Origin of the sequence: Halomonas sp. GFAJ-1 (genome assembly GCA_002966495.1) — a bacterium.
Classification (GTDB): domain Bacteria; phylum Pseudomonadota; class Gammaproteobacteria; order Pseudomonadales; family Halomonadaceae; genus Vreelandella.
The window spans coordinates 1,495,480-1,521,018 of sequence record CP016490.1 but is presented as its reverse complement, the minus strand read 5'-3'; the positions used below and the strand labels follow the sequence as shown (position 1 = coordinate 1,521,018).

The following is a 25,539-nucleotide window of genomic DNA, read 5'->3' as shown; positions in this document are numbered from 1 at the left end:
CATGTCACCCCAGAGCGTTACCCCATGGTATAAGCAAGTTTGGCCCTGGTTTTTACTTGGGCTTTTAGGTGTTTCTATCTTTGCCAGTAGCACACTCGCTGTCATGGCGATACGCACATCCGATGGTTTGGTCCAAGATGACTACTACGAGCATGGCCGAGCCATTAACGTGGTCATTGCTAAGCAGGAGCGCGCGCGTGAATTAAACCTGAGCGCAGAGCTTCGTATTGACCCGCTCACCAGCGATATCGTTCTTGACCTCGACGGTGACGTGCATCCTGACACGCTATATTTGAAACTGATCTTCCCTACGCAGGATGATCGCGATCAGCAGTTTGTGCTTGAGCATGTCAGAGAGGGGCGCTATCTCGCCCAAGGACCCGATAACTTGCGCTACCGTTGGTACTTGCAGCTACAGCCAGACGAAGAGGATGCCGATTGGCGCCTCATCGGAGTAGCACGCTTTCCTAATGAAAATAGCATTGCCCTGCTACCCGGAGGACGTTCTGAAAGCGAATGAGCACTACCTTGACGTCCTCTAGCTGCTACCACTGCGGCAATCCGGTGCCCGCAGGGGCACCGTGGCAAATTGCCCTTGATGAAACTACCCATCCGCTTTGTTGCCCCGGCTGCGAAGCAGTAGCACATGCTATTGTGGGTGGGGGGCTGGAAAGCTATTACCGCTACCGCACCGAGCTACCTGAGCGCCCTGATGAGCGCCAAGCCACCAAAGCAGAAACTTGGTCGGTATTTGACGACCCCGGCCTGCAGGCACAGTTTGTGCACGCAGATGGTGACGAAGGGTTTGTTAGGGCGACATTAGCGGTTGAGGGTATTACTTGTGCTGCTTGTGCTTGGCTAATTGAACACCGCCTGAATGCCCTTGAGGGCGTAGGATCCAGTGCGGTAAATTTGACCCATCATCGCCTGCGAGTGAGCTGGGATCCAAACGTTGTCAAGCTATCGCAGCTATTCGCCGAGCTGGCGGCAATTGGTTACGACGCCCAGCCCTACGAACCTGATCAAGCCCAAGCGCGTCTTCAACATGAAGAGCGGATGAACGTACGCCGTCTGATTGTCGCCGCAGTGGGCATGATGCAGGTCATGATGTTCTCTATCCCGATCTACGTCGCAGGGCCTGGCGAAATCAGCGCGGATTTTTATGCACTTTTCCACTGGCTATCGTTTGCCCTAGCAACGCCCGTGGTGCTTTTCTCAGCCCAACCCTTTTTCCGTAATGCGCTGCGCGATCTTAAAACCGGCGTGCTGGGCATGGATGTGCCGGTCTCGCTGGCCATCGGTGGCGCCTACTTAGCCAGCAGTTATGCGGTGCTGTTTGGAGTGGGTGAGGTGTATTACGACTCAGTGGCCATGTTTACGTTCTTCCTGCTGTTTGGCCGCTATGTAGAAGGCCGCGCCAGACGACGCAGCGGCCACAGTGGCAACGCATTAAGCGGTGTTTTGCCGGTTTCCGCCACGCGTCTTGAAGCCGATGGCAGCGAGCGGATTCTGCCTGCTAGCGAACTAACAACAGGCGACCGAATACTCATCAAACCCGGCCACGGCGTGCCCGCCGACGGTATTATCGAAGAGGGTGAATCCAGTCTCGATGAGTCCATGCTGACCGGGGAGTACTTGCCGGTCACGCGGCGCGTGGGCGATAGCGTCACCGGCGGCAGTCAGAATATGGAAAACCCGCTGGTCGTCACCGTTACCCATGCGGGTGGTGAAGCACGCGTGGCGAGCATTGTAGATTTAACCGACCGCGCCTTTGCCAGCCGCCCAAGGCTTGCGCAAATGGCCGCACGTATGGCGCATCTCTTTATTTTGCGCCTGCTGGTAGTGACGGCCTGCGTTACCCTTGCCTGGTGGTACATCGATCCATCAAGAGTACTATGGATCATGCTTTCAGTGCTGGTCGTCACGTGCCCCTGTGCGCTGGCCCTGGCGACCCCTACTGCCTTAACGGCTGGCCATGGTCAGCTGCGCAAACGCGGAGTACTAATCACCCGCGCCGATGCCATGGAGTCGCTCTCGAACGTTACTCGGGTTATTTTCGACAAAACAGGCACGCTGACCCGGGGCGAAATGCACCTCACGCAAACAACTCCGCTTACTGGCCTTTCCGCTGAGCTGCCCGAACTCAGCGCTGAGCGAGCCAGGGCGATTGCCGCAGCGTTGGAAGCCCACTCAGAGCACCCTATCGCTCGGGCATTCCGCCCTTTCCGCGATGCTACGCTGCAGGCTCATCACGTACAAAGCCATACCGGCTCTGGGTTAGAAGGCACGCTAAACGGTTCTACTTGGCGCCTAGGGAAACCGGACTTTGCCTGTAAAACGGCTATTGCACCGCCCGGCCCCGGGCAGTGGCTGCTGCTGAGCGAAAATAGCGAGCCGCGCGCATGGTTTAAACTGCATGACGGCATTCGTGATGATGCAGCCCAAACGGTGGCCGCCCTCCAGGCCCGAGGGTTAACGGTTGAACTTCTTTCTGGGGATACCCAAGAGGCGGTTGAGAGCCTCGCCCAGCAGCTCAATATCACCACCTGGCATGCGGGCAGGTCACCCGAAGGAAAACTTGAGCGACTACGCGAGCTACAAGCCCAAGGCGAGTGTGTCGTAATGATTGGCGACGGCATCAACGACGTGCCCGTCTTAGCGGGTGCTGACGTGGCGATTGCCATGAACGGCGCCACGGATTTAGCCCGCACGCGCGCCGATGCGGTACTTCTCAGTCCCCGTTTGATGCGGATATATGACGCTATCGAGATTTCCGGAGCCACGCGCAAGATCATGCGACAAAATATGCTGTGGTCAGTCTGCTACAACTTCTCAGCACTGCCACTGGCCGCCATGGGCCTTATACCACCATGGCTTGCCGCTATTGGCATGTCGCTTAGCTCTCTGGTAGTGGTGGGTAATGCGCTGCGCCTGTCACGCTGGCGCACCCAATCGGCTCCACTGATAGCGACTACCCATCCGGTGAACGCATGACAATTCTTTATTTGCTAATCCCTCTATCACTTATCTTGCTCGGCCTCGCCGTCTGGGCGTTTTTTTGGGCGGTTAAGCACGACCAGTTTGATGATCTTGAAGGGCCCGCCTACCGCGTTCTGTTCGATGACGATGAGAATGACTTAACCAAGGAGCAGCGCGACGAGCGTAAATTAGCGTCTCGCAAACAGGCTAAGCCAAACGACTCAGAACCGCCGTCATGAACCCAACAGGCTTAGATTTACCACCGGTCATGGCGGCTTTTGTATTTGGTTTAATGGGGGGTGCTCACTGTATCGGCATGTGTGGCGGCATTATGAGCGCACTGACCTTTGCTGTACCGCCAAGCATGCGCCACCCCGCCCGTATGGGTGGCCTTTTACTAAGCTATAACGCTGGCCGCATTCTGAGCTACATGGTCGCAGGCGCCCTAGTGGCGGCGCTGGGTACGCTTATTTCGCTTTCTCCCACCGCCCGCATTATGCTGCAAGCCTTTGCCGCGCTCATGCTGATTTTAATGGCGCTGTATATTGCCAACTGGTGGAAGGGTCTGCTTAAGGTCGAAGCCATTGGGCGACACCTATGGCGCTATATAGAGCCGCTAGGGCGGCGTTTGATGCCCGTTGTGCACCTTCCCCAGGCATTCACCCTTGGCGCGCTATGGGGCTGGCTACCCTGCGGCCTTGTCTACTCCATGCTGGCCTGGAGCCTCGCTATCGCCGACCCACTCCAAGGTGCACTGCTGATGGGCGCCTTTGGTTTAGGCACCCTACCAGCGCTGCTGGCCACCGGCTTGGCTGCCCAGCAGCTTAGCCAGCTAATACGCCATCCGGCCACTCGTAGCATCGCTGCACTGACTATTATTGGTTTTGCGGTATGGCAGCTATGGGCGCTGATGGGTCATGGCGCCCATTAACACCCTGACGCGTATACCTTGATGCAGCTCAACGCTTTCATGGTTTGCTTGTTCTAGCATTTAGCAGCGTTTAAGCCTGTTTTTCTCGGCATTAACACCTGTGATCCCCTATTGCTTTTGATCTTGCTATTCAAGCTTGGTGCAAGCCTTGCTTTTAAACCCTGGAGCGCCTTCCATGCCTGCACATGCCACTGCTGCCGTTTCACACCCTACACTTGCAGCGCCTCCGGCCACAGCCTGGGATGAAGCGCTGCTTCGCCGCTATGACAAAAGCGGCCCCCGTTACACTTCTTACCCAACCGCGCTCGCTTTCAATGAGCAGTTCACCGCAGATGATTTTACCCAGGCGCTTGAGCGTAGCAATCAGAGCCAAAGACCGCTATCGCTCTATGTGCACGTGCCTTTTTGCCGCAAAATTTGCTTTTACTGTGCCTGCAATAAGATTGCTACCAAAAACACCCAGCTGGCAGAGCCATATCTCTCTAGACTCGACCGTGAAATGGTTCTAACCGCCCGCCACCTAGATACTCAGCGGCCAGTACAACAGTTGCACTGGGGTGGTGGTACACCGACGTTTCTCTCGCTTGCACAAATGAGCGACCTGATTGACCGTTTAGACGCTCGCTTTGGTTTATCCATGTCGCCTGATCGTGATTACGCTATTGAAATTGACCCACGGGAAGCCGATGTATTTACCCTACGCCACTTACAGTCACTTGGGTTTAACCGGCTGAGCCTTGGCGTACAGGATTTAAACCCACAGGTACAAAAAGCGATTAATCGTGTGCAGCCGCGAGTGCTCACCGAAACATTAATGGATGAAGCTCATCGTCTAAGTTTTCGCTCACTTAATCTCGATTTGATCTATGGCCTGCCCTTTCAAACCGAGCAGAGCTTTGCCGACACACTGCAGCAGGTTATTGAGCTAAACCCAGCACGGCTATCAGTGTTTAACTATGCCCATATGCCCACTCGTTTTGCGCCTCAGCGACGTATTAATGAGGAAGACTTACCAAGTGCCGATGAGAAACTCGCTATTTTGCATACGACTATTGAGATGCTTACCAGCGCAGGCTATGTACACATTGGTATGGATCATTTTGCCCGACCGGATGATAGCTTGGCGGTTGCCCAGCGCAACGGCTCACTTCAGCGTAATTTCCAAGGTTACTCCAGCCATGCTCAGTGTGATCTGATAGGGCTAGGCGTCTCAGCCATTTCTCGCGTGGATGACGTTTATGCGCAAAACCCAACCTCTCTTGAACACTTTGAAGCAGCACTAGATCAAGGTAGGCTAGCAACAGCAAAAGGTTTAAGATTAAATCAGGACGACCTAATACGGCGAGACGTTATTGAACGCTTAATGTGTGATATGCGAATTGATCTAGCAGCAGTAGGCCAGCGCTGGGGAATTGATGCTGCTGACTACTTTTCTCCCGTTCTTGAGCAGCTTCACGCGGCAGAACAGGACGGCTTGCTGATACGTGACGGCCTCTCTTTGAGCGCCACACCCACAGGCCGACTGCTTATTCGTCATCTTGCCATGGCCTTCGATGCTTATTTATCCGGCCAGTCGTCTCAGCGTTATTCAAAAATTATGTGACCCTATTGAGGCGCTCTTGCCTGGCGCCTATCATGGCAAATGATAAACGGAGAATTACATGCCTCACCAAGCCAGCCCCCGACGTTCACTGCTGCAAGAAGCACGCTGTCAAACCTGCAGCCTTAGTTCGTTGTGCCTACCGCTGGCCCTTGAGCTTGAGGACATGGGGCAGTTTGACGCTATTATCCGCCGCCGGGCACCGCTTAAAAAAGGTGAGCCGCTGTTTCGCCAGGGAGACCCGTTTACCAGTGTGTATGCCGTTCGCTCGGGTAGCCTTAAACAGGTCACCAGCGAAGGGAATGGCAACGACCAGCTTACCAACTTCTACCTGCCCAGCGAGCTGGTGGGGTTAGACGGCATTGATGAAAACTATTACCCCGGCAGCGTTATTGCCTTGGAAACCACGACCGTTTGTGAAATCCCTTTCGACCGCTTGGACACGCTCTCTGAAGAGCTTCCCGAACTACGGGGACAGCTCTACCGGAGCATGAGTAAAGAGCTGAAAGATGACCGCCGCATGATGCGCCTGCTATCACGCAAAACCGCCGACCAGCGACTCGCTAGCTTTTTAATCACGCTCTCAGACCGCTTTCGTCGGCGTGGTTACTCCCCCTACAGCTTCCGGCTCTCTATGTCCCGGGCGGATATGGGAAATTACTTGGGCCTCGCGGTAGAAACCGTCAGCCGCATTCTTAGCCGTTTCCAGCAACAAGCCGTGGTAGCCGTGTCAGGGCGTGAAATTAATATCCTCGACATGCAGCGGTTAATTATCTTGGCCGAAGAGGACGAGCAGACCGCTACCCCACGTTAAATGCTTGAATGCGCCCGGCCATCAGTGCTGCTTGTTTGCTTTCAAGGTTTGCAAAATCAAATAGCTGGCGGTCGGCAAGCTGGGAGGGGGCCACATTCGTCACCGCTTTAAACATGCTTTCCAGCCGCCCAGGATGCTTCTTATCCCACTCTGCCAGCATATCTTTAACGACCTGACGCTGGAGGTTGGGCTGCGAACCACACAGATTACAGGGAATGATGGGGAACTCCATTAGCCGGGAGAACTCGGCAATATCCGCCTCTTTGCAGTAAGCAAGCGGACGAATGACGATATTTTTACCATCATCAGATAGCAGCTTAGGCGGCATAGCTTTTAAAGTCCCGCCAAAAAACATATTTAAAAACAGCGTTTCTAAAATATCTTCCCGGTGATGACCCAAAGCAATTTTGGTAGCGCCAATCTCTTCAGCAAATCCATACAGCGACCCTCTACGCAGTCGCGAACAGAGTGCACACGTGGTCTTTCCTTCTGGTGTTTTCTCTTTCACCACCGAGTAGGTGTCCCGCTCTAGAATATGGTACTCCACCCCCTGCTTATCCAAATACTGCGGCAGGATGTGCTCTGGAAAACCCGGTTGCTTCTGATCCATATTCACCGCCACCAGTGAGAAGTTAACCGGGGCGTTGCGCTGCAAGTTGCGCAAAATCTCAAGCATGGTGTAGCTATCTTTGCCACCCGATAGGCACACCATCACCCGGTCGCCTTCGCCAATCATCTGATAATCGATGATTGCGTTACCCACCTCGCGACGCAGGCGTTTTTGCAACTTGTTGAATTCACGCTTCTGTTTTGCGTCTTGGGTGTCGGGTAGGGATTGCTGGCTGGCCGCTTGGGCGGCATCGATGGTCGCCGGGTCAAAATAATCAAGAGATTGCATGGTATAGGCACTGCCGCTGGTAGAAAAAGCAGCGGCCATTCTAACAATACTCGACAGCTCCACCCAACAGAAACCCAGCGGGTTTAAGCCACCTGGGCAGTCTCACGCTGCAAACGGATATACAGCAGCGCACTCGCAGCAGCTTCACTTAGCACCCCGTGGCTGTTCATTGCGGGCAGTTGCCATCGCTCTAGCGCCTCGCCCAAGTCGTTGCCGATATCTACCTGGGGGTGTAAACGTCGCAGCTGGCGATGATGAAGCTTGGCGACATCCACCTGCGCATTGGGCAAACCGAAGCCAAGCGCCTCCTTGAACTGCATATTTAGCTGATCAAGAGAGCGGTCTATTTGCCAGCCTATTAAGGGCCGGTTGCCAATAAACTCAGCCAGTGCCCCGAGATTCTCTGCATTGGGCGATAAAGCGACGGTCGTACCATAAACGTGTTGATGGCGCCTAAGCGTAGCGGCATTTGCGCTACGGGTGTTCGCTATCGTGGCAACCCAGGCTCTGCTGGTTTGAACATGGCGCTGGCTCAGCACCACTGCTGCCACACTAATCACCGGGTGCTCACCTGCAGACGCATAACACGCAAGGGCCACCTGCTCTTCCCCCATATAGGGCTGGAATAGCCATGCATAGGGAGAGCCAACACACCGGCGGCGGTCGCTTTCTCGCTGCAGGAGGGTGCGCAGGGAGCCGCTGAATAGCGACACGTGTCGATCTAACCATCGCATGCCGCTCACGAATACTCCAGATGATATCGGTGGGAAAGGCGCTGTTTGAAATCTTTAACAATATGCATCGCTTCGCGAAGCAAATCGCGCTCAAGGGAGGAGAGTTCCTGCACGACCACACGGTTAGTGCGCGTACCGGACGCACCATCCAACTCTTGAAGCTGCTGTTTTAGCCGCAGCTCTGTAAACAGCGCTAATGCCTCCCCCAAATCATCGGCGAAGCGACGATCCAACCGGCCATCCGTCGCTAGGGCATCTAAACGATCCAGCGTCGACGTTGCCTTAATCCGTCGCTCAAGCGCCATAGTGCGCACGCCATGCACAATCGGAAAAATGCCGCCTTTTTTTATATCAATACCGTGCTGGGGCTTTTTCAGCGAGCCAAAGAGCGTCAGCGGTGTCGAAAAACGCAGGGCCGTTCTGGCAAAGTAAGAGAGCAGCAGCTCGTCTCGGGAGCAGCGCTCAAAGAGTTCTTCCCGCACGCTCTCTAGTAACGTGGGATTCCCACCCACTGCGTGGGCATCAAGCAGAATCGCCAGCTTCATCAAGCTATCGCCATCCCGGGCACTGGCCCACTTCACAATATTTTTTTTCCATTGAGACACTGTCCCGACCCACTCGGGGTTAGACACCATAATGTTGCCGGGGCACGGCGGGTAACCTAATTGAATAAGCGTTTTCGTCAGCGTTTGCATTTGCTCGGCCACGTCAGGCCACTGACTGTCATCCGCTAAAATCAGACCATTATCCTGGTCTGTTTTGAGAATTTGCTCGCCACGCCCCTCGCTTCCCATCACCATCATGCAGCTATCGTTATGGTGAGCTTCATCAACGGTAAATGACCAGGCTTTACTCATAATGCGCCCATTGAGCGCGGCTAAGAGGTCCATCGCAAAACGTAACTTGACCCCTTGGGCCATTAAGGCTTTTACCAGCTCAGGGGTGCGCTGACTTGCCGTTGCCAACGCCTCTAAGTCATTCGCCTGCTCAATTTGAAGGCTAACCACATAGCTACGACTGGAGAAGTAGCTCAGCACATCGGTTAGCTCGACAACCCCTTTGAGTGCCTCTTGCTCCACCACCACAACCCGCGCCACCTTGTGGCGTGTCATCAACACCAGGGCTTCAAAGAGGTATTGATCTGGCGTCACAGTCACCAGGGAAAAATGGGCTACTTCCTCAACGGGCGTAGCATTCGTGCAATTGCCAAGCACCAAGCCATTCAGCAAATCCGTTTTGGTAACCATCCCATGCTTGCCCTGGGTCTTGACCAGTAGGCTGTCAGCATGGCTGTCGTTCAGCTGAGCAACGGCACTAGCAATATCGGCCGTCGCCTCCATTAGCAACGGTTCACGCATACACTCACTTACTTTAGCGAGCATAAAGCCGGCCATGGTGACGCCACCTTCCGCGCGCTTTTCACTCAGCAAGCGCGTCTTGTGGGAGAGCGTCTGCTTAAAGAAGTTTTCGAAGTCAGGATAATGGCGACATAGCTGCAAAAACAGCGCTTTGGGCATGATGTAGCACAGGCTTTCTTGCTCGGCCTGAAAACGGTAACGACTTTTACCATTTAGGATACTGATAGCACCGAACAGATCGCCCGCCGTGTAGTGGCCGATGCGCGCGCTAGACGCTGGCAGCGTAGGATCAATCTCGGCAACTTCGCCCTTATGGATGAGAAACATGGACTCACCCGCCTGCCCTGTTTCTAAAATAATCTCATCTCGGTCAAAGTAGGCTAGGTCTACTCCACGGCGAACATAATCACGCCCCTCTTCATCCAGCAGTGTAAACGGCAGCTGGGACAGCTCAACCTCTACCATGCGCGACCTCACTCTACTAAAGGCAAATAAAGTACCCTACGACGCTGCAACCTAATTACCTAGCGACCGCACCCGCCTGGCCACTCTCCTTTTTCACTAGCGCTTCTTTGCCAGCATTTCTTAACTCTCATACCTTTAAACAAGCTAAAACTATAAAATGACCATATAGATTTTATCTACTCACTTTCTTATACCTTTAGCTATGCCGCTAACGTCGAATCGACGTTTTATTAGCGACTAAAGTAGCGCCTTATTGCAACAACTTCGACACTAAGAAAAACCTTTTTTTAAGGTAGCAAACATTGCTTTTAAGCGAGCCATAGACCATCGTCCTATCATGTTTAAATGAATATCAAAAAATAACAAAAAAACTAGAAAAAATAGGCATTTCTGCGTATAAAAACGTATGCAAAAGCGCTTACATAGCTACCTGATACCAAAGTCTGGGATTTATTTTTTGCATTTATTGACCAGTATTACCGGTGAAGCAGTCGGGGTTCTCAAATTCACTAACCAAATGCTTTACCAGGTGCCAATTAAATCGCTTAACTTGGCTCAACATGGTCACTCTTGGTTAGCGTTTAAAAAGGGGAACACTGCAAGAATAATTGAGCGGCGTGCCTCGCAAAGCTGACACGTCACTTTTAATAAAAAGCAGTTTCCCTCGTGCGATTGCCCTGATGAATCACACGCTACTTTGAGTTCACTTTCCAACCCTAAAAATCACAAGTGGAGAGCAACACAATGGCAGACGACAAAACCAATGCTGCTGAATACTGGAAAGCCAACGTCCGCTTAATTTTCGGATGCCTAGCGGTTTGGGCGTTCGTATCTTATGGATGCGCTATCCTCTTTCGCCCACTGCTGGCGGGCATACCTGTTGGCGGAACTGACCTGGGTTTCTGGTTTGCACAACAGGGCTCAATTTTGACTTTCATCGCTTTGATCTTCTTCTACGCCTGGAAGATGAACAAACTTGATGAAAAATTTGGCCTTGGGGAGTAAGCCAGCATGAGCCAGTTTGCAATTAACTTACTATTTGTTGGCGCCTCCTTTGCGCTCTATATCGGGATTGCGATATGGGCGCGAGCCGGCTCCACGAAAGATTTCTACGTCGCCGGCGGCGGCGTTCACCCGATCACCAACGGTATGGCCACGGCTGCCGACTGGATGTCAGCGGCGTCGTTTATCTCCATGGCTGGTCTGCTAGCCTCCGGCGGTTATGCCAACTCTAGCTTCTTGATGGGCTGGACCGGCGGCTACGTTATCCTTGCGATGCTACTTGCTCCGTACCTACGCAAGTTCGGCAAGTTTACCGTGCCCGACTTCATTGGCGATCGTTTCTACAGCAACACCGCCCGATTTGTGGCGATTGTCTGCTTGATCGTAGCTTCAGTGACGTACGTTATCGGTCAAATGACCGGCGCTGGCGTTGCGTTCTCACGCTTCCTGGAAGTCAGCAATACTTGGGGCATCTGGATTGCGGCACTGATCGTCTTCCTATATGCCGTATTTGGTGGCATGAAAGGCATCACTTACACCCAGGTAGCGCAGTACGTTGTTCTGATTATTGCCTACACTATTCCGGCAATTTTCATCGCCATGCAACTTACCGGCAACCCAATTCCAATGTTCGGTATGTTTAGTACACATACTGAATCCGGCGTGCCGCTATTGGAAAAACTAGATGAAGTCGTAGTTGCTCTTGGCTTTCAAGATTACACCGCCGATGTCGACAACAAGCTGAACATGGTGCTGTTTACCCTGTCGCTGATGGTTGGTACTGCCGGTCTACCCCACGTAATCATTCGTTTCTTCACGGTGCCTAAAGTAGCTGATGCACGCTGGTCTGCTGGCTGGGCGCTAGTGTTTATTGCACTGCTGTATCTCACCGCACCTGCGGTTGGCTCCATGGCACGCTTGAACCTAACGACAACTATCTACCCAGATCTTGCTGGTCAGGTAGAAAATGTCGAAGAAGCGCTACAGTCATCCATTCAGCACGGTGAAATCACGACAACAGATGCTCAGGGCTACGCACTGGCCGAAGAGTGGACCAATCACCCCGATGTGCCTGAGTGGATGGTAACGTGGGCTGAAACGGGTCTGATTCAGTTCCGCGACCTCAATAATGACGGCCGCATTCAGATGTACAATGACAATGCAGACTTCTCAGAACTCGGTTGGTCTGGCAGCGAGCTAGAGGTCAACAACGACATCATGGTACTTGCTAACCCCGAGATCGCTAACCTGCCGGGCTGGGTAATTGGCTTGATTGCAGCAGGCGGTATTGCAGCGGCGCTTTCAACCGCGGCAGGCCTATTGCTGGCTATCTCGTCCGCTATTAGCCATGACTTGATCAAAACCATGATCAATCCGAAGATCTCTGAAAAAGGTGAAATGCTTGCAGCGCGTATTTCCATGGGTGGCGCGATTCTGCTGGCAACCTACTTGGGCCTAAACCCACCAGGGTTTGCAGCACAAACCGTAGCACTGGCCTTTGGTATTGCGGGGGCCTCACTGTTCCCAGCGCTGATGATGGGTATCTTCTCTAAGCGTATGAACAGCAAAGGGGCTATTGCAGGTATGCTAGCGGGCCTTATCACTACCTTGCTGTATATCTTCACTTACTTGGGCTGGCTGTTTATTCCAGGCACCAATATGCTGGCCAACACGCCGGATAACTGGATCCTGGGTATCTCCCCGCTCTCCTTTGGTGCAGTAGGTGCGATGATCAACTTTGCGGTTGCATTTGCAGTCTCTAGCGCAACGGAAGAGCCTCCCCAGGAGATTCAAGACCTGGTGGAAAGCGTCCGCTATCCGAAAGGTGCTGGTGTAGCGATTGATCACTAAGTCATAATCATTCCTTCTATAAGGCATACTGCCCATAGAGACGCGGAATGACAGCTTGCCATCGGGCTTCCTCAGGGAAGCCCGATGGCTTTTAGAAAGGATATTTTATGATTTGGCACTTAGTAGCCGCGGTCTTTTCCGGCCTGGCCGCTGCGGGTATTGGTTTATTACTTAGAACATTGAGCGGCAAACGTCTTCCAAAGTGGATCGTACCCGTCTTTGGTGGCTTAGGCATGCTGGGATATCAGGTATCCACGGAGTACAGCTGGTTCGAGCACAAGCAAGCGCAACTGCCTAGTTCAGCAGAGGTCGTCGCCAGCGAAACCAGCAGTGCCGTTTGGCGGCCATGGACGTTTGCTTTTCCTATCACCACGAAATTTACGGTTATTGATCGCGATAGCGTGCATATCAGCGAGTCGCCGACACGGGTTGTAGAGTTCATGTTGTATCAGTTTGAACGTCATCATGTTGATGCAGTGACGGTTCAAGGCTACTTACTGAATTGCTCATCGCGTGAACTAGTGCCCATGGATACGGTGGCTGGCGAACTAGATACGCACTCTATACGTATCTTGCGCGAAGATTCAGGCATTTATACGGCGCTATGCCGCTCCTAAATGCTCAAGGAATCACATAGAGGCATCACCGTACCCACTGACGCTGTGGCGATTTTCCCCTAAACTGAGCTCTTTTAACCTCTAAAACAGGCGCTTTTCTTTTTTTAGGCAAGCGCTTTGGATGTCGAGAGCGTGTATTTACTACGTAGGGTAGGTTCTTTCGCGCCAGCTTACGGCGGGGCATGAATCTGACCGAACCCGTCTAGCGGGCTAGTGCTTATGGGGAATTATATGTTTCATGGCGGAACCCTGATTGCCGTATCGCTGCTGTATATCGCAATTCTGTTTGGTATTGCCTGGTTTGGCGACCGCCACGCTCGCACCCACGGAGCCAGCCGCCGTCGGCCAATCATCTACAGCTTGGCGTTGGCGATTTACTGCACCTCCTGGACGTTTTACGGCGCAGTTGGCCAAGCAGCCACTGCTGGTTGGTCATTTGCCAGCATTTTTGTCGGGCCGATCCTGACTTTTCTGCTGTTCTGGCCGGTATTGGCCAAGATGATCCGCGTGGCAAAGCATCAGAACGTCACCTCAATCGCCGACTTTATTGCTTCCCGCTACGGTAAAACCCAATCCCTTGCCGCTTTTGCCAGCCTCGTTGCCCTGATTGGTACCCTGCCCTATATCGCGCTTCAGCTTAAAGCCGTCGCCACCTCGTTTAGCGTGCTGACCGATGCACAGGACATTACCCACACCTCGCTCTTTGGCGATACTGCCTTTTACGTAGCGGTCGTGATGGCGATTTTCGCTATTCTGTTTGGCACACGCCATACCGACGCGACGGAACACCATGAAGGGCTCATCCATGCGGTAGCTTTTGAGTCGCTGGTAAAACTCGCGGCATTTCTCGTGCTAGGCGCGTTTGTCACATGGGGCATGTTTGGTGGATTAGGTGAACTCATGGCCCATGCGGAAAGCCAGCTCGAACTGCAGCGCCAGTTGGCTAATCAGGATTTCGGCCAAAGCTTTTGGGCACAAACCCTACTCGCCATGCTGGCAATTCTCTGCCTGCCACGCCAATTTCATGTAGCGGTCGTCGAAAACATCCACCCAGACGATGCCAATAAAGCACGCTGGCTGTTTCCACTCTATTTGCTCGCCATTGCGTTTTTCGTGGTACCGCTCGCCGCCGCGGGTCTACTGCTGTTCTCTGAAAGCGGTGTAGAACCAGACACCTACGTGTTAGCACTTTCAATGGCGTCTGGGCACGAGTGGTTGATGCTGCTAACGTTTATCGGCGGCTTTTCCGCTGCCACCGGCATGGTTATTGTCGCGGCAGTAGCCGTTTCTATCATGATCTCAAACGAGATCGTCATTCCGGCCCTTTTCAGGTTGCGCTGGTTTGATACCAAAGCCCGTGACTATGGCCGACTCGTGTTACGAGCTCGCCGCTTGACCATTGTGGCCGTGCTAGCAATGGCTTACGGCTTTTACCACCTGATCGCCGAATTCACATCGCTGGCGTCTATTGGCATGCTCTCTTTTGCAGCCGCCGCTCAATTTGCGCCCGCGTTGATAGGCGGGCTTTACTGGAAGCGGGGCAACCGCTTAGGCGTTATTGTCGGCATGAATGCAGGCTTTGGCATTTGGGCCTACAGCCTTCTCATGCCAGCCATGATTAGCGCTGGCGTCCTACCCTCGGACTGGTTAGCAGGCGGCCCTTTGGGACTGACTTGGCTATCACCCACGGCGCTGTTTGGCCTAAACCTAGGCGACTCCTTTACCCATGGGGTAATGCTCTCACTGGGCGTTAACCTGTTTTGCTACATTTTTGTTTCACAGATTACTTCTCAGCGCGTGGTGGAGCGTATCCAGGCATCGCTGTTTGTCGATAGCGTCGAAACCCGTCAAACCTCGGTTAACCGCCCCTGGACGGGGGCCACCACGGTAGGCGACTTAAAAGTGCTTTGTGAACGCTTTCTAGGTGCTGGCCAGGTTGATCGCGCCTTTGAAGATTATGCACGCCGGGCAGGTAAACCGCTGGACGAAGGCACCCGCGCTTCGATTGACGTTATCCAGTTTACCGAGCGTTTTTTGGCTTCGGTCTTAGGCGCCTCCTCGGCGCGGATCGTTGTCAACTCAGCGCTTCAAGGACGCGGCATTGGGATTTCTGATGTTATTTCCATCGTTGATGAAGCCTCCCAGGTACTGGAATTTAACCGAGCCCTGCTCCAGGCCACTATTGAGAATATCAATCAAGGCATTAGCGTTGTTGACCAGAACCTCAGGCTAGTCGTGTGGAACCAGCGATATTTAGAGTTATTCCGCTTCCCTGACCATTTGATCCGGGTAGGTGCACCCATGGATCGCATTTTCCGCTATAACGCCCACAGCGGCGAGTACGGCCCAGGCGATCCCGAAGAGCACGTTCAACTGTTGATGGATAATATTCGCGATGGCCAGCCCCACCGCTACGTGCGCTACCGCCAGGACGGCAGCGTACTGGAGGTTCAGGGCAACCCGATGCCCGGCGGTGGGTTTGTCTATACCTACCAAGACATCACCCAGCAAAAGCGTATCGAAGAGGCGTTGATCCGCTCTGAAAACAATATCCGCATTTACACCGACAATGTGCCCGCGTTAATCGCCTACTTCGATAAAGAGTGCCGCTACCTCTTTACTAACCGTGCCTACGAGCAGGCGTTTAACATTGATCGTAATGCCGTCATTGGGCGACGCTATGAAGACGTACTGCCCGTAAAGCAAGCCGAAGAGCGCCTGCCTTGGGTGAAACGCGCACTGGCAGGAGAGCGTGTCAGCTTTGAAGTCTCGATGCGCGTTAACGATGCAATGCGCTATATGTTGGTGACCTATACGCCCCACTTTGGCGATAGCCAGTCGATTCTAGGTTTTTTTGCGCTTTATCAAGATATTACCGAGCGGCGCCAAGCTGAAATTGCGCTTAAAGAAACCAACGAAACCCTCGAGGAACGCGTACGTGAACGCACCCAGGCGTTGTCTGAGGCGAACGCGGCGCTACGTCAGGAGAACCGCGTGCGAGCGGAGGCCGAGCAGGCACTACGCCAAGCCAAGCAGCTAGCCGAAGATGCGAATGCCTCTAAAACACGCTTTTTGGCCGCCGCCAGCCACGACCTGCTTCAGCCACTAAACGCTGCACGCCTATTTACCTCTGCGTTAATGCAAAACGTTACTACTAGCGATACCCAACGCACCGTCGGGCATATTGATAATTCTCTCCAGGCCGCTGAAGAGCTACTCGGTACTCTGCTGGATATTTCCAAACTGGATGCCGGTGCGCTCACTCCCCGGCGCAGCCACTTTGCCCTAGCGGATATTATCCGCCCGCTGCGGGCTGAGTTTGAGGTGATGGCTGATGACCGTGGTTTGGACCTCAACGTCGTGCCGACTCAACAATGGGTCGACTCTGACCCGCAAATGCTGCGGCGTATTGTGCAAAACTTCCTTTCCAACGCGATCCGCTATACCCAGGAAGGGCGGGTATTGCTGGGCTGCCGTCGCTACGGAGACCGCCTCTCTATTGAGGTTTGGGACAGCGGCCCCGGCATTCCTGAATCTAAACTATCGGAAATCTTCCAAGAATTTCGCCGCTTGGATCAGGTATCGCGCCATAAAGAGAGTGAAAAAGGATTGGGGTTAGGGCTCTCCATTGCCGACCGTATGAGCCGGGTGCTCGACCACCCCATTAAGGTACGCTCCTGGGAAGGTGTCGGCACCGTTTTTGCAGTCAGCGTGCCTATCGTGGCAGCACGTGAAACGGTACCCACCGATCAAGAGCCTCAGGGGCGCCGTGGTGGCAATAAGCTGGCGGGTACTCGCATTATATGTATCGACAACGAAACGTTAATACTTGAAGGCATGACCGCCATGCTCAGCGGCTGGGGGTGCGAAGTATTTACCGCCACCAGTATTGGCGGGGCTAAATCGATCCTGCGCAATATGGATGGCGACCCCGACGCGATACTGGCCGACTATCACCTGGATAACGAAGTGACGGGCTTGATGGCGCTGGAAGCCCTAAGCGATCGGCTTACGAGCGCCGTACCAGGGATTGTGATTACGGCGGACCGCACCGAAGCGGTGGCTGAAGAAATTAAGCGAGCGGGCTATCAGCTGCTCTTGAAGCCGGTTAAGCCTGCAGCGCTGCGTGCCCTGTTAACACGCACGCTTCAAGCAAGCCGAGCCGCTAACTAGATGCACAGCAAGCATCGAACAAATAGCCAGTGATAGCTCTCTTTATTAACGACAGCGCCGCGCTTATGTTGCCATAAGCGCGGCGCCAAACAACTACCTAAAGCGTGTTACGACTCGACTTTGGGCGGTTCTACTTCAAGTTTTTGCGCGGCGATAACCGCCTGAGTGCGCGAGTGCACGCCCAGTTTACGTAAAATAGCGGTCACGTGGGCTTTAATCGTTGCTTCAGAAACGCTCAACTCGTAGGCGATCTGCTTGTTCAACAGGCCTTCGGTTAACATATTGAGCACGCGAAACTGCTGTGGCGTTAGCGAAGCGATCGCTTCAGCAAAGCGCGACTCTTCCTCACTGGTCTCTTCCAATACATTGGCTAACGCTTCGGGCAGCCATACTTCACCCTGCAGAATCTCTCCTACTGCTTCCGCGATTAGCTGTAGAGAGGAAGACTTAGGAATGAACCCAGACGCACCATAGTCGATAGCACGACGCACGACGTAGGGCTCATCGCTTCCCGATACAACGGCGACCGGAATATCCGGCATCTGGCCACGCAGCTGAATCAAGCCTGAGAAGCCGTGGGCGCCAGGCATATGTAAATCCAGCAAAATCAAATCGGCATCGGGATGGCGATTCACAACTTCATTGGTGGCCGCCATCGTATCGGCTTCGACAATCTCAGCCTGAGGGGCCAACTGGCGTAACGCCTGGGTGAGCGCTGCACGAAACAGTGGATGGTCGTCAGCGACGATAAACTTATGGGCTACTGCCATGGATATTCCTCCGGTTCCTCGAGCAGCGGGGTTGCCTGCCGCCGCGACGCTAGGCTCTTACGGTTGAAGCATGGTACCCCATGGGCTTCGTCATGCCCAAGCATCACATGCACAATTTGTTATCTGTCGGTTATCCAACTAAAAACAGCAGTGCCGGCTCCACGGCCGGCACTGCTACGAATTAGCGTATTGAGTCTGATACAGCATAGCAAACGCTTAACTCTGTTGTTGAAAAACATATCTGTTGGAAGATATTGTCTTTGGAAAACATTGTCGTGGGACAACAATGTCGTTGAAAAGCATGCCCCTGCCGCTAACCGACAGGGGCACTCAGCGCTACTGATTAGCGCGATGCTCAATCAGGTCATCAACTACCGACGGGTCTGCCAGTGTGCTGGTATCCCCGAGGCCGTCGCACTCATTAGCGGCAATCTTGCGCAAAATACGACGCATAATTTTACCTGAACGCGTTTTGGGCAAACCAGGCGCCCACTGAATGACGTCCGGCGAGGCAATGGGGCCGATGTCTTTACGCACCCATTGCGTTAGCTCTTTTTTCAGTTCGTCAGTAGGATCGACATCGCCATTCAAGGTTACGTAAATGTAGATGCCCTGGCCTTTAATATCGTGTGGGAAGCCCACGACCGCTGCTTCAGCTACCGCAGAGTGCGCGACTAGCGAGGACTCGATTTCAGCGGTACCCATGCGGTGGCCCGAAACGTTGAGAACGTCGTCCACGCGGCCGGTGATCCAGTAGTAACCATCCTCATCACGGCGGCAGCCATCACCAGTAAAGTACATGCCATCGTAGGTTGAGAAATAGGTCTGGACATAACGCTCATGGTCGCCCCAAATAGAGCGCGCCTGGCCTGGCCAGGAGTCCAGAATGACGAGGTTACCCTCGGCGGCACCTTCTAGCTGATTGCCCTCATTATCGACCAGCGCTGGCTTCACACCAAAGAAAGGTACCGTGGCTGAGCCTGGTTTTAGATCAATGGCGCCAGGCAGCGGCGCAATCATGAAGCCACCGGTTTCCGTCTGCCACCAGGTATCCACGATAGGACACTTCTCGTTACCAATGACGCGGTAGAACCACTCCCAGGCCTCCGGGTTGATCGGCTCACCCACCGAGCCCAACAGACGCAGCGAGTCGCGCTTGCTCGAATCCATCACGTTATCGCCATGGGCCATCAGGGCGCGAACGGCGGTGGGTGCTGTATAAAGAATATTGACCTGGTGCTTATCAACAATTTCACCCATGCGGCCGTGGGTTGGGTAGCTCGGCACCCCTTCAAACATCAACGTAATCGCCCCGTTAGCAAGCGGGCCATATACAATATAGCTGTGACCTGTCACCCAACCCACGTCAGCCGTACACCAGTACACTTCGCCTTCTTGGTAGTCAAAAACGTATTGGTGAGTCATCGCAGCGTACGTAAGGTAGCCACCAGTAGTGTGCTTCAAACCTTTAGGCGCGCCGGTAGAACCAGAGGTATACAGAATAAACAGCGGATCTTCCGCGCCCATGGCTTCCGCTGGGCACTCGGTGGACTGCTTGTCGACTAGCTCATCAAACCAAATATCACGGCCTTCCTGCCACTCGATATCACCACCGGTACGCTTAACAACCAAAACGTTTTTACAAACGTCGGTGCCGTCGCGCGTCAGCGCCGAGTCAACGTTCTCTTTCAAGGGCACATGCTTACCACCACGTACCGACTCATCGGCGGTAATCACCAACTTAGAATCAGCGCCAATAACCCGCTGAGCAACGGCATCAGGAGAGAAGCCGCCAAATATGACAGAGTGAACGGCACCAATACGGGCACACGCCAGCATCGCCACTGCTGCCTCGGGGATCATCGGCATATACAGCGTAACGGTATCGCCTTTCTTAATACCCAGCGACTTCAATCCATTGGCTAGCTGATTGGTGCGCTCATACAGCTCACGGTAGCTAATGTGTTTAGAGTCGTCGGGATTATCACCTTCCCAAATAATCGCAGTTTGATTGCCGCGTTTTTCTAAATGGCGATCCAGGCAGTTAGCAGTGACGTTAAGCTGGCCATCTTCAAACCAGCGGATATCGACATTCTCACGTGCAAAGGAGGTGTTTTTGATCTTAGTGGGCGCTTTAATCCAGTCGAGTCGCTTGGCTTGCTCGGCCCAGAAGCCTTCCGGGTCGTCCATCGACTGTTGATACATGGCTGCATATTTATCTTTGTCTGCCCATGCGCTGGCGGCGAAGCTATCGCGTACCGGATAGACGTTTTTATGTTCGCTCATGAAATTGCCTCTGTCCGTGAAAATGCTCTCTCTGGAAAATGGTGTCGGCATTATTATTGGTCGCACCGACCCGTTTAATATTTACCTAGCATAAACCTACCTGAGCAGGCTTCCTCTTAGACATTGGTATTAACATTTTTAATATAAAAAACAAAAGGTTAAAACTGATCAGAGGTTAATCAATAGTGCAGTAGACCAAGGTCTGAGCACAATCACGACAACGATAACGGCGCCCCTTTAACACTAAAGAGTGACGCCTAGCGGTAAAATAGTGAGATTGGCAATGACACCTGTAATGATAAGGCCGAACCTGTGAGTGCTTAATATCAAACTGATGGGTCACTTTCGGCTCTAAACCAAATAGATCATGCATGACAGACTTCCACTCGCGGCCATGGGGCTTTAAACGCGGCCCATTTGCCAAGTGAAAGACTAGCCAGTGTGCCATTTCATGAGGGATGACGTCGTCAAAAAAGGCGCTGCGGTTACCTTCTAACAGTACTGGGTTGAAGCGAAGCCCCCCTTTCCCCAGGTGCGCTTGGCCTGCTGAGGCACCTTTTAGGTCAAACCATACCCGTGGCGTAGGCAGTTCTGGATAAACTTCCCGACAGCGCTCTAGCGCTTCGTGCACCCGCTCTTGGGCTGCGCTGTGCAACGCTTGAGCCGATAAGGCCGCCAATTGCTCTGCAGGCCAAGGGGGCAGTGGTGAGGTCTTCATTAGTGATAAACTAGCCATTAATAACGTTGCAAACGATTGTTACCGATCAGCATCTTTTTCACAAAGACGACTTTATAAAACGAGGCTCCCCATGGCAGAGCGCAATAACGTGCCAGCAACAGATTCGCCCGACAACGCCCCGCCTCAGCCGCTGCTTGAGGATGACCAGCTGGATAGGCTGGATGACTTTTTAGATTCCGAGCAGGTAGGCGAAGATGCGCTTGATCTGATTTCTGCCCACGGTTTTTTAGTGGCCCTGGCCGTGGCGCCAAGCGAGCTGCCGCCCGCCCAGTGGCTAGCCGAGCTGTTTCAGGGTGAGCCTAACTATCGCGACGAGGCAGAACGCGACGGCATTATTCACCTATTAACACTGCTGCGGGATAACGCGATGGCAGTGCTTGAGCAAGGCGGCTTACCTGAGCTGCCCTTTGAGCTTACCTTAGATGGTCTACCCGCTGAAGAGACGCCGATTGGCGATTGGTGTGCTGGCTTTATGGAAGGCGTCTTCAGCGATGAGAGCGCCTGGTTCCAAGATGACGAGGAAGCGGCGGCCACCCTGCTGCTACCTTTCATGCTGCTGTCCGGGCTATTTGAAGATGAGCCCGACATGGCAGAAATGGCGCAGGATCAAGCCAACCAAGAGGCCTTAGTTGCCCAACTACCCGAGCTAGTGCTTGACCTCTACCTGCACTACCGTGTGCCGCCGGAAACCACCAAACCCAAGCCGCGCAAGAAAACCCCAGCCAAAGGCAAAAAGCGCAAGTAAGCCTTTTAAAGCTTTTATTTAAGACGGGTGACCATGGCATTCAACAGGCCATAGATCCACTCACGGGCGCGCTGCCCCCAGGGGCGCGCGGCCCAAGCAGCAGCATCCACTTCCTGACTGACGGCAAAATTACGCTCAAACAGCGCACCTACGTCATTGGCTGCCGTTTCGGATTCCAACTCTTGGTTCGCTTCAAGATTCCAATGCAGGTTCCAGTGATCGAAGTTGCATGATCCCACGCTGACCCAGTTATCAACCAGCACAAACTTAGCGTGGATAAAAGTGGGTTGGAATTCAAAAATTCGCACGCCTGCTTTGAGGAGCGCCTGATAGTAACGCTGCCCGGCGTAGCGCACGCCGGGGTGGTCATGCTCGCTGCCTGGCAGTAGCAAGCGAACATCGACTCCTCGACGAGCCGCGCGGGCAAGTCTGCGTCGCAGCGAAAAAGTGGGCACAAAATAGGGGGTACAGAGCCACAGGCGCTCGCTGGCCTCGCTGACTCGCCCATACAGTGAGTGACGAATGGCCTGATAGCGATACCCTCTGGCCGACACCACCCGCCCCTTAACACCATCAGCATAACGTTCAGGCGACCGCTGAGTAACAAGCCCTGCTGTCGTTAAATTACCTTTCTCTGCCCGGGTTAATCGTGAGCGCCATAGGCGGCGAAATAACTTTTCCCAATCCGCCACTACCGGGCCTTCCATACGCACCGCAATTTCGTACCAAGCATCCAAGAACTCATCCACCGCCCCAAAGCCACCGGTAAAGGCAACCTCACCGTCTACCACCACAATTTTTCGATGATCACGGCTTAAGTTACGGGCTAGGGAATGAAAGCCTATAGGGTTGAAAAGGCGTAGCTGGATACCTGCCTGCTGCAAACGGGTACGCTCCGGGCGACCCAAGCCCATGGCACCATACCCATCCAGCAATAGATAGACTTTCACCCCCCGCTGAGCGGCACCAATAAGCGCATCACATACTTGGTCGGCAAGCTTACCCGACTCCATGAGATACAGCTCAACCAGCACGTAGTATCTTGCCTGGCTGACTGCATCAAACATGGCCGGCAGAAAGCACGACGCCTCCGGCAGCAGGGTAACGCGATTCCCTTCTCGCCACACATGCTGCATACAAGCTCCTTTTTTGAGTAAATAAATGTTAGCGGGTTAGCGAACGGTGCACATAAAGATCGTAGCGACTGGTTTTCCCTTCAAGGGTATGCTGAGGGGCAGGCCCGGCAATCGGCGGCGCCTTGCGGGGCCGCTTAACCACGACACGATGTGTCGCTACATCAAGCGCGGCTTCCAGCAGCCGAGGGGCGTCATCATCATCACCCGCCAGCTCACGAAACAGGCGCATCTCTTTTTTTACCAACGCGGACTTTTCCCGGTGGGGAAACATCGGATCAAGATGGATAACCTGCGGGTCGAAACTAGCACTAGCCACAAGCTCGGCCAGGGTATTGGCTGCGTCACCATGGCGCAACTGCATGCGCGCCGCAATAGAGGCGGTCTCTGCCGCTTGCGCCGCCCTAGCAAGGCCATCGTGAAGCAGCGCGGCTATCGCCGCCACCCGCTCGATTAGCAGCACCTGTGCACCTAAACTTGCCAGCACAAACGCATCCCGCCCTAGCCCCGCCGTGGCATCCACCACGCTGGGCGTAACGCCTTTGGCTAAGCCACAGGCTTTAGCCACTAACTGCCCCCGGCCGCCCCCAAACTGGCGTCGATGCGCGGCTTTGCCTGCGACAAAGTCAACGCTGAGCGGCTTGCCATACTGCCCTTCACTGCCTACAAGCGCTAACTGGCCTTGGTGCTGGGCTAATGTAAGCCCCGAAGGTAGCACCAACGCTTCAGGCAGTGCGTGCCATTCGTCAGACCTCATGCAGGCTTTTTCCAAGCCACATCGTTACGTAGATAAACCGGCTGAGCTTCGTGGGCCGCCTGCCCCAAGCCAGCCTCCAGGTCACGTATCCCAAGCCATGCCATCTCTTCGGCTCGCGGCTCAAGATCATTAAGGTGCTGAGTCATGCTTGCTTGGACCTCGGTAGTGAACTGCTCCCATAAGGTAAACCCTGAACCAACGCCTACCCAGTCGGTTTCACCTGGGGGCAGGTGCACCCTTTCCGGCGCCAATACGGCCTCATCACTTTGACGGCTGACGCTATCGTTTAAACAGTGCCAGGTAGCCACATAGACTTCACCCATCCGCGCATCGAGCGCTGTAACAAGATGACGGAAGTGATAGCGACGATGGGCCTGCAAGGCTAAGGCTTCCAGCGTTGAAACCCCCATCAGCGGGCAATCTAAACCAAATGCTAACCCTTGGGCGGTGCCTGCTGCGATGCGCAAACCCGTAAACGAACCGGGTCCCCGCCCAAACGCTACCGCATCTAGCTGCTGGGGAGAAACTTGCGCCTCTGCTAATACGTCATCCACCATGGGCATCAGTCGGCGCGTGTGGGCACGAAGGGTTAGTTCATACCGCGCTATACATTCACGCTGCGATCCCTGCTGGCGTATTAGCGCGGCTGAGCAGGCGCTAGAGGAGGCATCCAGCGCGAGTAGGAGTGATGGCATAGCAGTGTCGCACTCAGTAGAAATAGAGGGGCATTATACCTCTGCACAGCCTTAACGACGATGGCCCACATAAAGCGGGCCACCAGCTGACTATCAAAGGGCAGGTATTGCTTAATTTAGCGCTTCTTTTACTTGGCGAGTAATATCATTAACGCTGCCAATCCCCTCAACACGGTGGTACTGGGGAGCGGTTTGTGGATCTTCTTTGGCCCACTGCTGATAGTAGTCGACTAACGGAGCGGTTTGGTCATGATATACCGATAGGCGATTACGCACGGTGGACTCTTGATCGTCCTCACGCTGAATCAGCATCTCACCCGTGACATCGTCTTTACCCTGCTCTTTAGGCGGGTTGTGCTCAACGTGATACACGCGTCCTGATGCCGGGTGTACGCGGCGACCGGCTAGGCGGTTAACAATCTCTTCATCGGGAACCGCAATTTCCAGCACGTGGTCAAGCTTAACGCCGCCTTCTTTCATGGCGTCGGCCTGGGGAATCGTGCGGGGGAAGCCGTCGAACAGAAAGCCATTGGCGCAGTCGGGCTGGCTAATACGCTCTTTAACCAGATCAATGATGATGTCGTCTGATACAAGACCACCGCTATTCATAATCTCTTTTACTTTCAGGCCCAGTTCAGTGCCATCCTTGATAGCCGTACGCAGCATATCCCCGGTGGAAATTTGGGGAATCTTATACTGCTCACAAATAAACTGAGCTTGAGTTCCCTTCCCCGCGCCGGGGGCACCCAACAGGATTAAACGCATGGCACTGCTCCTTGAATGATGGCAATAGAATAAAATTATAAGTCGACAATAACCGTGCCTTTCAGGCGACACAACTCTCCAAAAGCCTGAGAGACGCTTTTTTAATATTTTTTTAAACGAAAACAGTAAAGTGGAGACTCCTTGTACTTTGGTAACCCCTACTTTTCTGGCAAATCGGGTGGCTATAAATACATGCGGCGCCCTAGTGGGCGCCGCATGTAACTTGC

21 protein-coding genes are annotated in these 25,539 nt (G+C 53.7%); 11 read left to right on the top strand and 10 right to left on the bottom strand.

All coding sequences use genetic code 11. The features are described 5' to 3' along the window. Nucleotide 1 precedes the first annotated feature (1 nt). From BB497_06915 to BB497_06890, 6 genes are all read left to right on the top strand, one after another. The gene (locus BB497_06915; GenBank protein ID AVI62453.1) at nucleotides 2–520 is read left to right on the top strand and encodes a hypothetical protein; all 519 of its coding nucleotides are present in this window, start codon (nucleotides 2–4) and stop codon (nucleotides 518–520) included. Beyond that, nucleotides 517–2,994: an ATPase P gene (locus tag BB497_06910; protein ID AVI62452.1), complete on the top strand. Its 2,478-nt coding sequence runs from the start codon at nucleotides 517–519 to the stop codon at nucleotides 2,992–2,994. The genes BB497_06915 and BB497_06910 overlap by 4 nt, the downstream gene beginning before the upstream one ends. Beyond that, nucleotides 2,991–3,218 carry a cytochrome oxidase maturation protein, cbb3-type gene (locus tag BB497_06905; GenBank protein AVI62451.1) on the top strand — a complete coding sequence of 76 codons (228 nt, stop codon included), beginning with the start codon at nucleotides 2,991–2,993 and terminating at the stop codon, nucleotides 3,216–3,218. The genes BB497_06910 and BB497_06905 overlap by 4 nt, the downstream gene beginning before the upstream one ends. Next, nucleotides 3,215–3,910 (top strand): copper resistance protein, encoded by a 696-nt coding sequence (locus tag BB497_06900; protein ID AVI62450.1) that lies wholly within the window; start codon nucleotides 3,215–3,217, stop codon nucleotides 3,908–3,910. The genes BB497_06905 and BB497_06900 overlap by 4 nt, the downstream gene beginning before the upstream one ends. A 175-nt stretch (nucleotides 3,911–4,085) precedes the next feature. Then, nucleotides 4,086–5,513 carry an oxygen-independent coproporphyrinogen III oxidase gene (locus BB497_06895; protein AVI62449.1) on the top strand — a complete coding sequence of 476 codons (1,428 nt, stop codon included), beginning with the start codon at nucleotides 4,086–4,088 and terminating at the stop codon, nucleotides 5,511–5,513. A gap of 58 nt (nucleotides 5,514–5,571) precedes the next feature. After that, complete coding sequence (locus tag BB497_06890) at nucleotides 5,572–6,324, top strand: Crp/Fnr family transcriptional regulator (protein AVI62448.1); 753 nt, start codon at nucleotides 5,572–5,574, stop codon at nucleotides 6,322–6,324. On the opposite strand, the gene BB497_06885 is transcribed toward BB497_06890, so the two are convergent. The 3 genes from BB497_06885 to BB497_06875 form a co-directional block, all read right to left on the bottom strand. After that, the gene (locus BB497_06885) at nucleotides 6,311–7,222 is read right to left on the bottom strand and encodes a tRNA 2-thiocytidine(32) synthetase TtcA (GenBank protein ID AVI64288.1); all 912 of its coding nucleotides are present in this window, start codon (nucleotides 7,220–7,222) and stop codon (nucleotides 6,311–6,313) included. The two genes, BB497_06890 and BB497_06885, sit on opposite strands and share 14 nt — an antisense overlap. A gap of 83 nt (nucleotides 7,223–7,305) precedes the next feature. Continuing rightward, nucleotides 7,306–7,956, bottom strand: coding sequence for a DNA polymerase III subunit epsilon (locus BB497_06880; protein ID AVI64287.1), 651 nt, complete (start codon nucleotides 7,954–7,956; stop codon nucleotides 7,306–7,308). A gap of 5 nt (nucleotides 7,957–7,961) precedes the next feature. Then, nucleotides 7,962–9,779, bottom strand: coding sequence for a cyclic nucleotide-binding protein (locus BB497_06875; GenBank protein AVI62447.1), 1,818 nt, complete (start codon nucleotides 9,777–9,779; stop codon nucleotides 7,962–7,964). A 744-nt stretch (nucleotides 9,780–10,523) separates the two neighbouring features. On the opposite strand from BB497_06875, the gene BB497_06870 reads away from it, so the two are divergent. The 4 genes from BB497_06870 (at nucleotide 10,524) to BB497_06855 (ending at nucleotide 17,422) form a co-directional block, all read left to right on the top strand. Beyond that, nucleotides 10,524–10,784, top strand: coding sequence for a hypothetical protein (locus BB497_06870; GenBank protein ID AVI62446.1), 261 nt, complete (start codon nucleotides 10,524–10,526; stop codon nucleotides 10,782–10,784). 6 nt (nucleotides 10,785–10,790) lie between these two features. Beyond that, a complete protein-coding gene (locus tag BB497_06865; protein ID AVI62445.1) occupies nucleotides 10,791–12,632 on the top strand; it encodes a cation acetate symporter in 1,842 nt (613 codons plus the stop codon). Between the two features lie 107 nt (nucleotides 12,633–12,739). Beyond that, a complete protein-coding gene (locus BB497_06860; protein ID AVI62444.1) occupies nucleotides 12,740–13,249 on the top strand; it encodes a hypothetical protein in 510 nt (169 codons plus the stop codon). A gap of 231 nt (nucleotides 13,250–13,480) precedes the next feature. Continuing rightward, the gene (locus BB497_06855; GenBank protein ID AVI62443.1) at nucleotides 13,481–17,422 is read left to right on the top strand and encodes a hybrid sensor histidine kinase/response regulator; all 3,942 of its coding nucleotides are present in this window, start codon (nucleotides 13,481–13,483) and stop codon (nucleotides 17,420–17,422) included. A 107-nt stretch (nucleotides 17,423–17,529) separates the two neighbouring features. On the opposite strand, the gene BB497_06850 is transcribed toward BB497_06855, so the two are convergent. The 3 genes from BB497_06850 to BB497_06840 all read right to left on the bottom strand — a co-directional run bounded on the left by BB497_06850 (nucleotide 17,530) and on the right by BB497_06840 (nucleotide 21,196). Beyond that, nucleotides 17,530–18,192 (bottom strand): DNA-binding response regulator, encoded by a 663-nt coding sequence (locus BB497_06850; protein AVI62442.1) that lies wholly within the window; start codon nucleotides 18,190–18,192, stop codon nucleotides 17,530–17,532. A 336-nt stretch (nucleotides 18,193–18,528) separates the two neighbouring features. Continuing rightward, nucleotides 18,529–20,478, bottom strand: a complete 1,950-nt coding sequence (locus tag BB497_06845; GenBank protein ID AVI62441.1) for an acetate--CoA ligase — start codon at nucleotides 20,476–20,478, stop codon at nucleotides 18,529–18,531. A 175-nt stretch (nucleotides 20,479–20,653) separates the two neighbouring features. Next, the gene (locus BB497_06840) at nucleotides 20,654–21,196 is read right to left on the bottom strand and encodes a metallopeptidase (protein ID AVI64286.1); all 543 of its coding nucleotides are present in this window, start codon (nucleotides 21,194–21,196) and stop codon (nucleotides 20,654–20,656) included. 91 nt (nucleotides 21,197–21,287) lie between these two features. Here BB497_06840 and BB497_06835 point away from each other — a divergent pair, with 91 nt between their 5' ends. After that, nucleotides 21,288–21,962 carry a YgfB and YecA protein gene (locus BB497_06835; protein AVI62440.1) on the top strand — a complete coding sequence of 225 codons (675 nt, stop codon included), beginning with the start codon at nucleotides 21,288–21,290 and terminating at the stop codon, nucleotides 21,960–21,962. Nucleotides 21,963–21,976: 14 nt separating this feature from the next. On the opposite strand, the gene BB497_06830 is transcribed toward BB497_06835, so the two are convergent. The 4 genes from BB497_06830 to BB497_06815 all read right to left on the bottom strand — a co-directional run bounded on the left by BB497_06830 (nucleotide 21,977) and on the right by BB497_06815 (nucleotide 25,312). Next, on the bottom strand, nucleotides 21,977–23,098 hold the full coding sequence (locus tag BB497_06830) for a cardiolipin synthase B (protein ID AVI62439.1): 1,122 nt from the start codon (nucleotides 23,096–23,098) through the stop codon (nucleotides 21,977–21,979). A 28-nt stretch (nucleotides 23,099–23,126) separates the two neighbouring features. Further along, entirely contained in the window at nucleotides 23,127–23,852 is a 726-nt protein-coding gene (locus BB497_06825) for an rRNA methyltransferase (protein ID AVI62438.1), read from the bottom strand. After that, nucleotides 23,849–24,547: a tRNA N6-adenosine(37)-N6-threonylcarbamoyltransferase complex dimerization subunit TsaB gene (locus tag BB497_06820; GenBank protein AVI62437.1), complete on the bottom strand. Its 699-nt coding sequence runs from the start codon at nucleotides 24,545–24,547 to the stop codon at nucleotides 23,849–23,851. Before BB497_06820 ends, BB497_06825 begins: the two co-directional genes overlap by 4 nt. A 111-nt stretch (nucleotides 24,548–24,658) precedes the next feature. Continuing rightward, entirely contained in the window at nucleotides 24,659–25,312 is a 654-nt protein-coding gene (locus BB497_06815; GenBank protein ID AVI62436.1) for an adenylate kinase, read from the bottom strand. Nucleotides 25,313–25,539 lie beyond the last annotated feature (227 nt).

Bases quoted from the DNA above. Each gene is read 5' to 3' on its own strand.
- BB497_06915 (AVI62453.1), top strand. From the start codon at position 2: ATGTCACCCCAGAGCGTTACCCCATGGTATAAGCAAGTTTGGCCCTGG.
- BB497_06910 (AVI62452.1), top strand. From the start codon at position 517: ATGAGCACTACCTTGACGTCCTCTAGCTGCTACCACTGCGGCAATCCG.
- BB497_06905 (AVI62451.1), top strand. From the start codon at position 2,991: ATGACAATTCTTTATTTGCTAATCCCTCTATCACTTATCTTGCTCGGC.
- BB497_06900 (AVI62450.1), top strand. From the start codon at position 3,215: ATGAACCCAACAGGCTTAGATTTACCACCGGTCATGGCGGCTTTTGTA.
- BB497_06895 (AVI62449.1), top strand. From the start codon at position 4,086: ATGCCTGCACATGCCACTGCTGCCGTTTCACACCCTACACTTGCAGCG.
- BB497_06890 (AVI62448.1), top strand. From the start codon at position 5,572: ATGCCTCACCAAGCCAGCCCCCGACGTTCACTGCTGCAAGAAGCACGC.
- BB497_06885 (AVI64288.1), bottom strand. From the start codon at position 7,222: ATGCAATCTCTTGATTATTTTGACCCGGCGACCATCGATGCCGCCCAA.
- BB497_06880 (AVI64287.1), bottom strand. From the start codon at position 7,956: ATGCGATGGTTAGATCGACACGTGTCGCTATTCAGCGGCTCCCTGCGC.
- BB497_06875 (AVI62447.1), bottom strand. From the start codon at position 9,779: ATGGTAGAGGTTGAGCTGTCCCAGCTGCCGTTTACACTGCTGGATGAA.
- BB497_06870 (AVI62446.1), top strand. From the start codon at position 10,524: ATGGCAGACGACAAAACCAATGCTGCTGAATACTGGAAAGCCAACGTC.
- BB497_06865 (AVI62445.1), top strand. From the start codon at position 10,791: ATGAGCCAGTTTGCAATTAACTTACTATTTGTTGGCGCCTCCTTTGCG.
- BB497_06860 (AVI62444.1), top strand. From the start codon at position 12,740: ATGATTTGGCACTTAGTAGCCGCGGTCTTTTCCGGCCTGGCCGCTGCG.
- BB497_06855 (AVI62443.1), top strand. From the start codon at position 13,481: ATGTTTCATGGCGGAACCCTGATTGCCGTATCGCTGCTGTATATCGCA.
- BB497_06850 (AVI62442.1), bottom strand. From the start codon at position 18,192: ATGGCAGTAGCCCATAAGTTTATCGTCGCTGACGACCATCCACTGTTT.
- BB497_06845 (AVI62441.1), bottom strand. From the start codon at position 20,478: ATGAGCGAACATAAAAACGTCTATCCGGTACGCGATAGCTTCGCCGCC.
- BB497_06840 (AVI64286.1), bottom strand. From the start codon at position 21,196: ATGAAGACCTCACCACTGCCCCCTTGGCCTGCAGAGCAATTGGCGGCC.
- BB497_06835 (AVI62440.1), top strand. From the start codon at position 21,288: ATGGCAGAGCGCAATAACGTGCCAGCAACAGATTCGCCCGACAACGCC.
- BB497_06830 (AVI62439.1), bottom strand. From the start codon at position 23,098: ATGCAGCATGTGTGGCGAGAAGGGAATCGCGTTACCCTGCTGCCGGAG.
- BB497_06825 (AVI62438.1), bottom strand. From the start codon at position 23,852: ATGAGGTCTGACGAATGGCACGCACTGCCTGAAGCGTTGGTGCTACCT.
- BB497_06820 (AVI62437.1), bottom strand. From the start codon at position 24,547: ATGCCATCACTCCTACTCGCGCTGGATGCCTCCTCTAGCGCCTGCTCA.
- BB497_06815 (AVI62436.1), bottom strand. From the start codon at position 25,312: ATGCGTTTAATCCTGTTGGGTGCCCCCGGCGCGGGGAAGGGAACTCAA.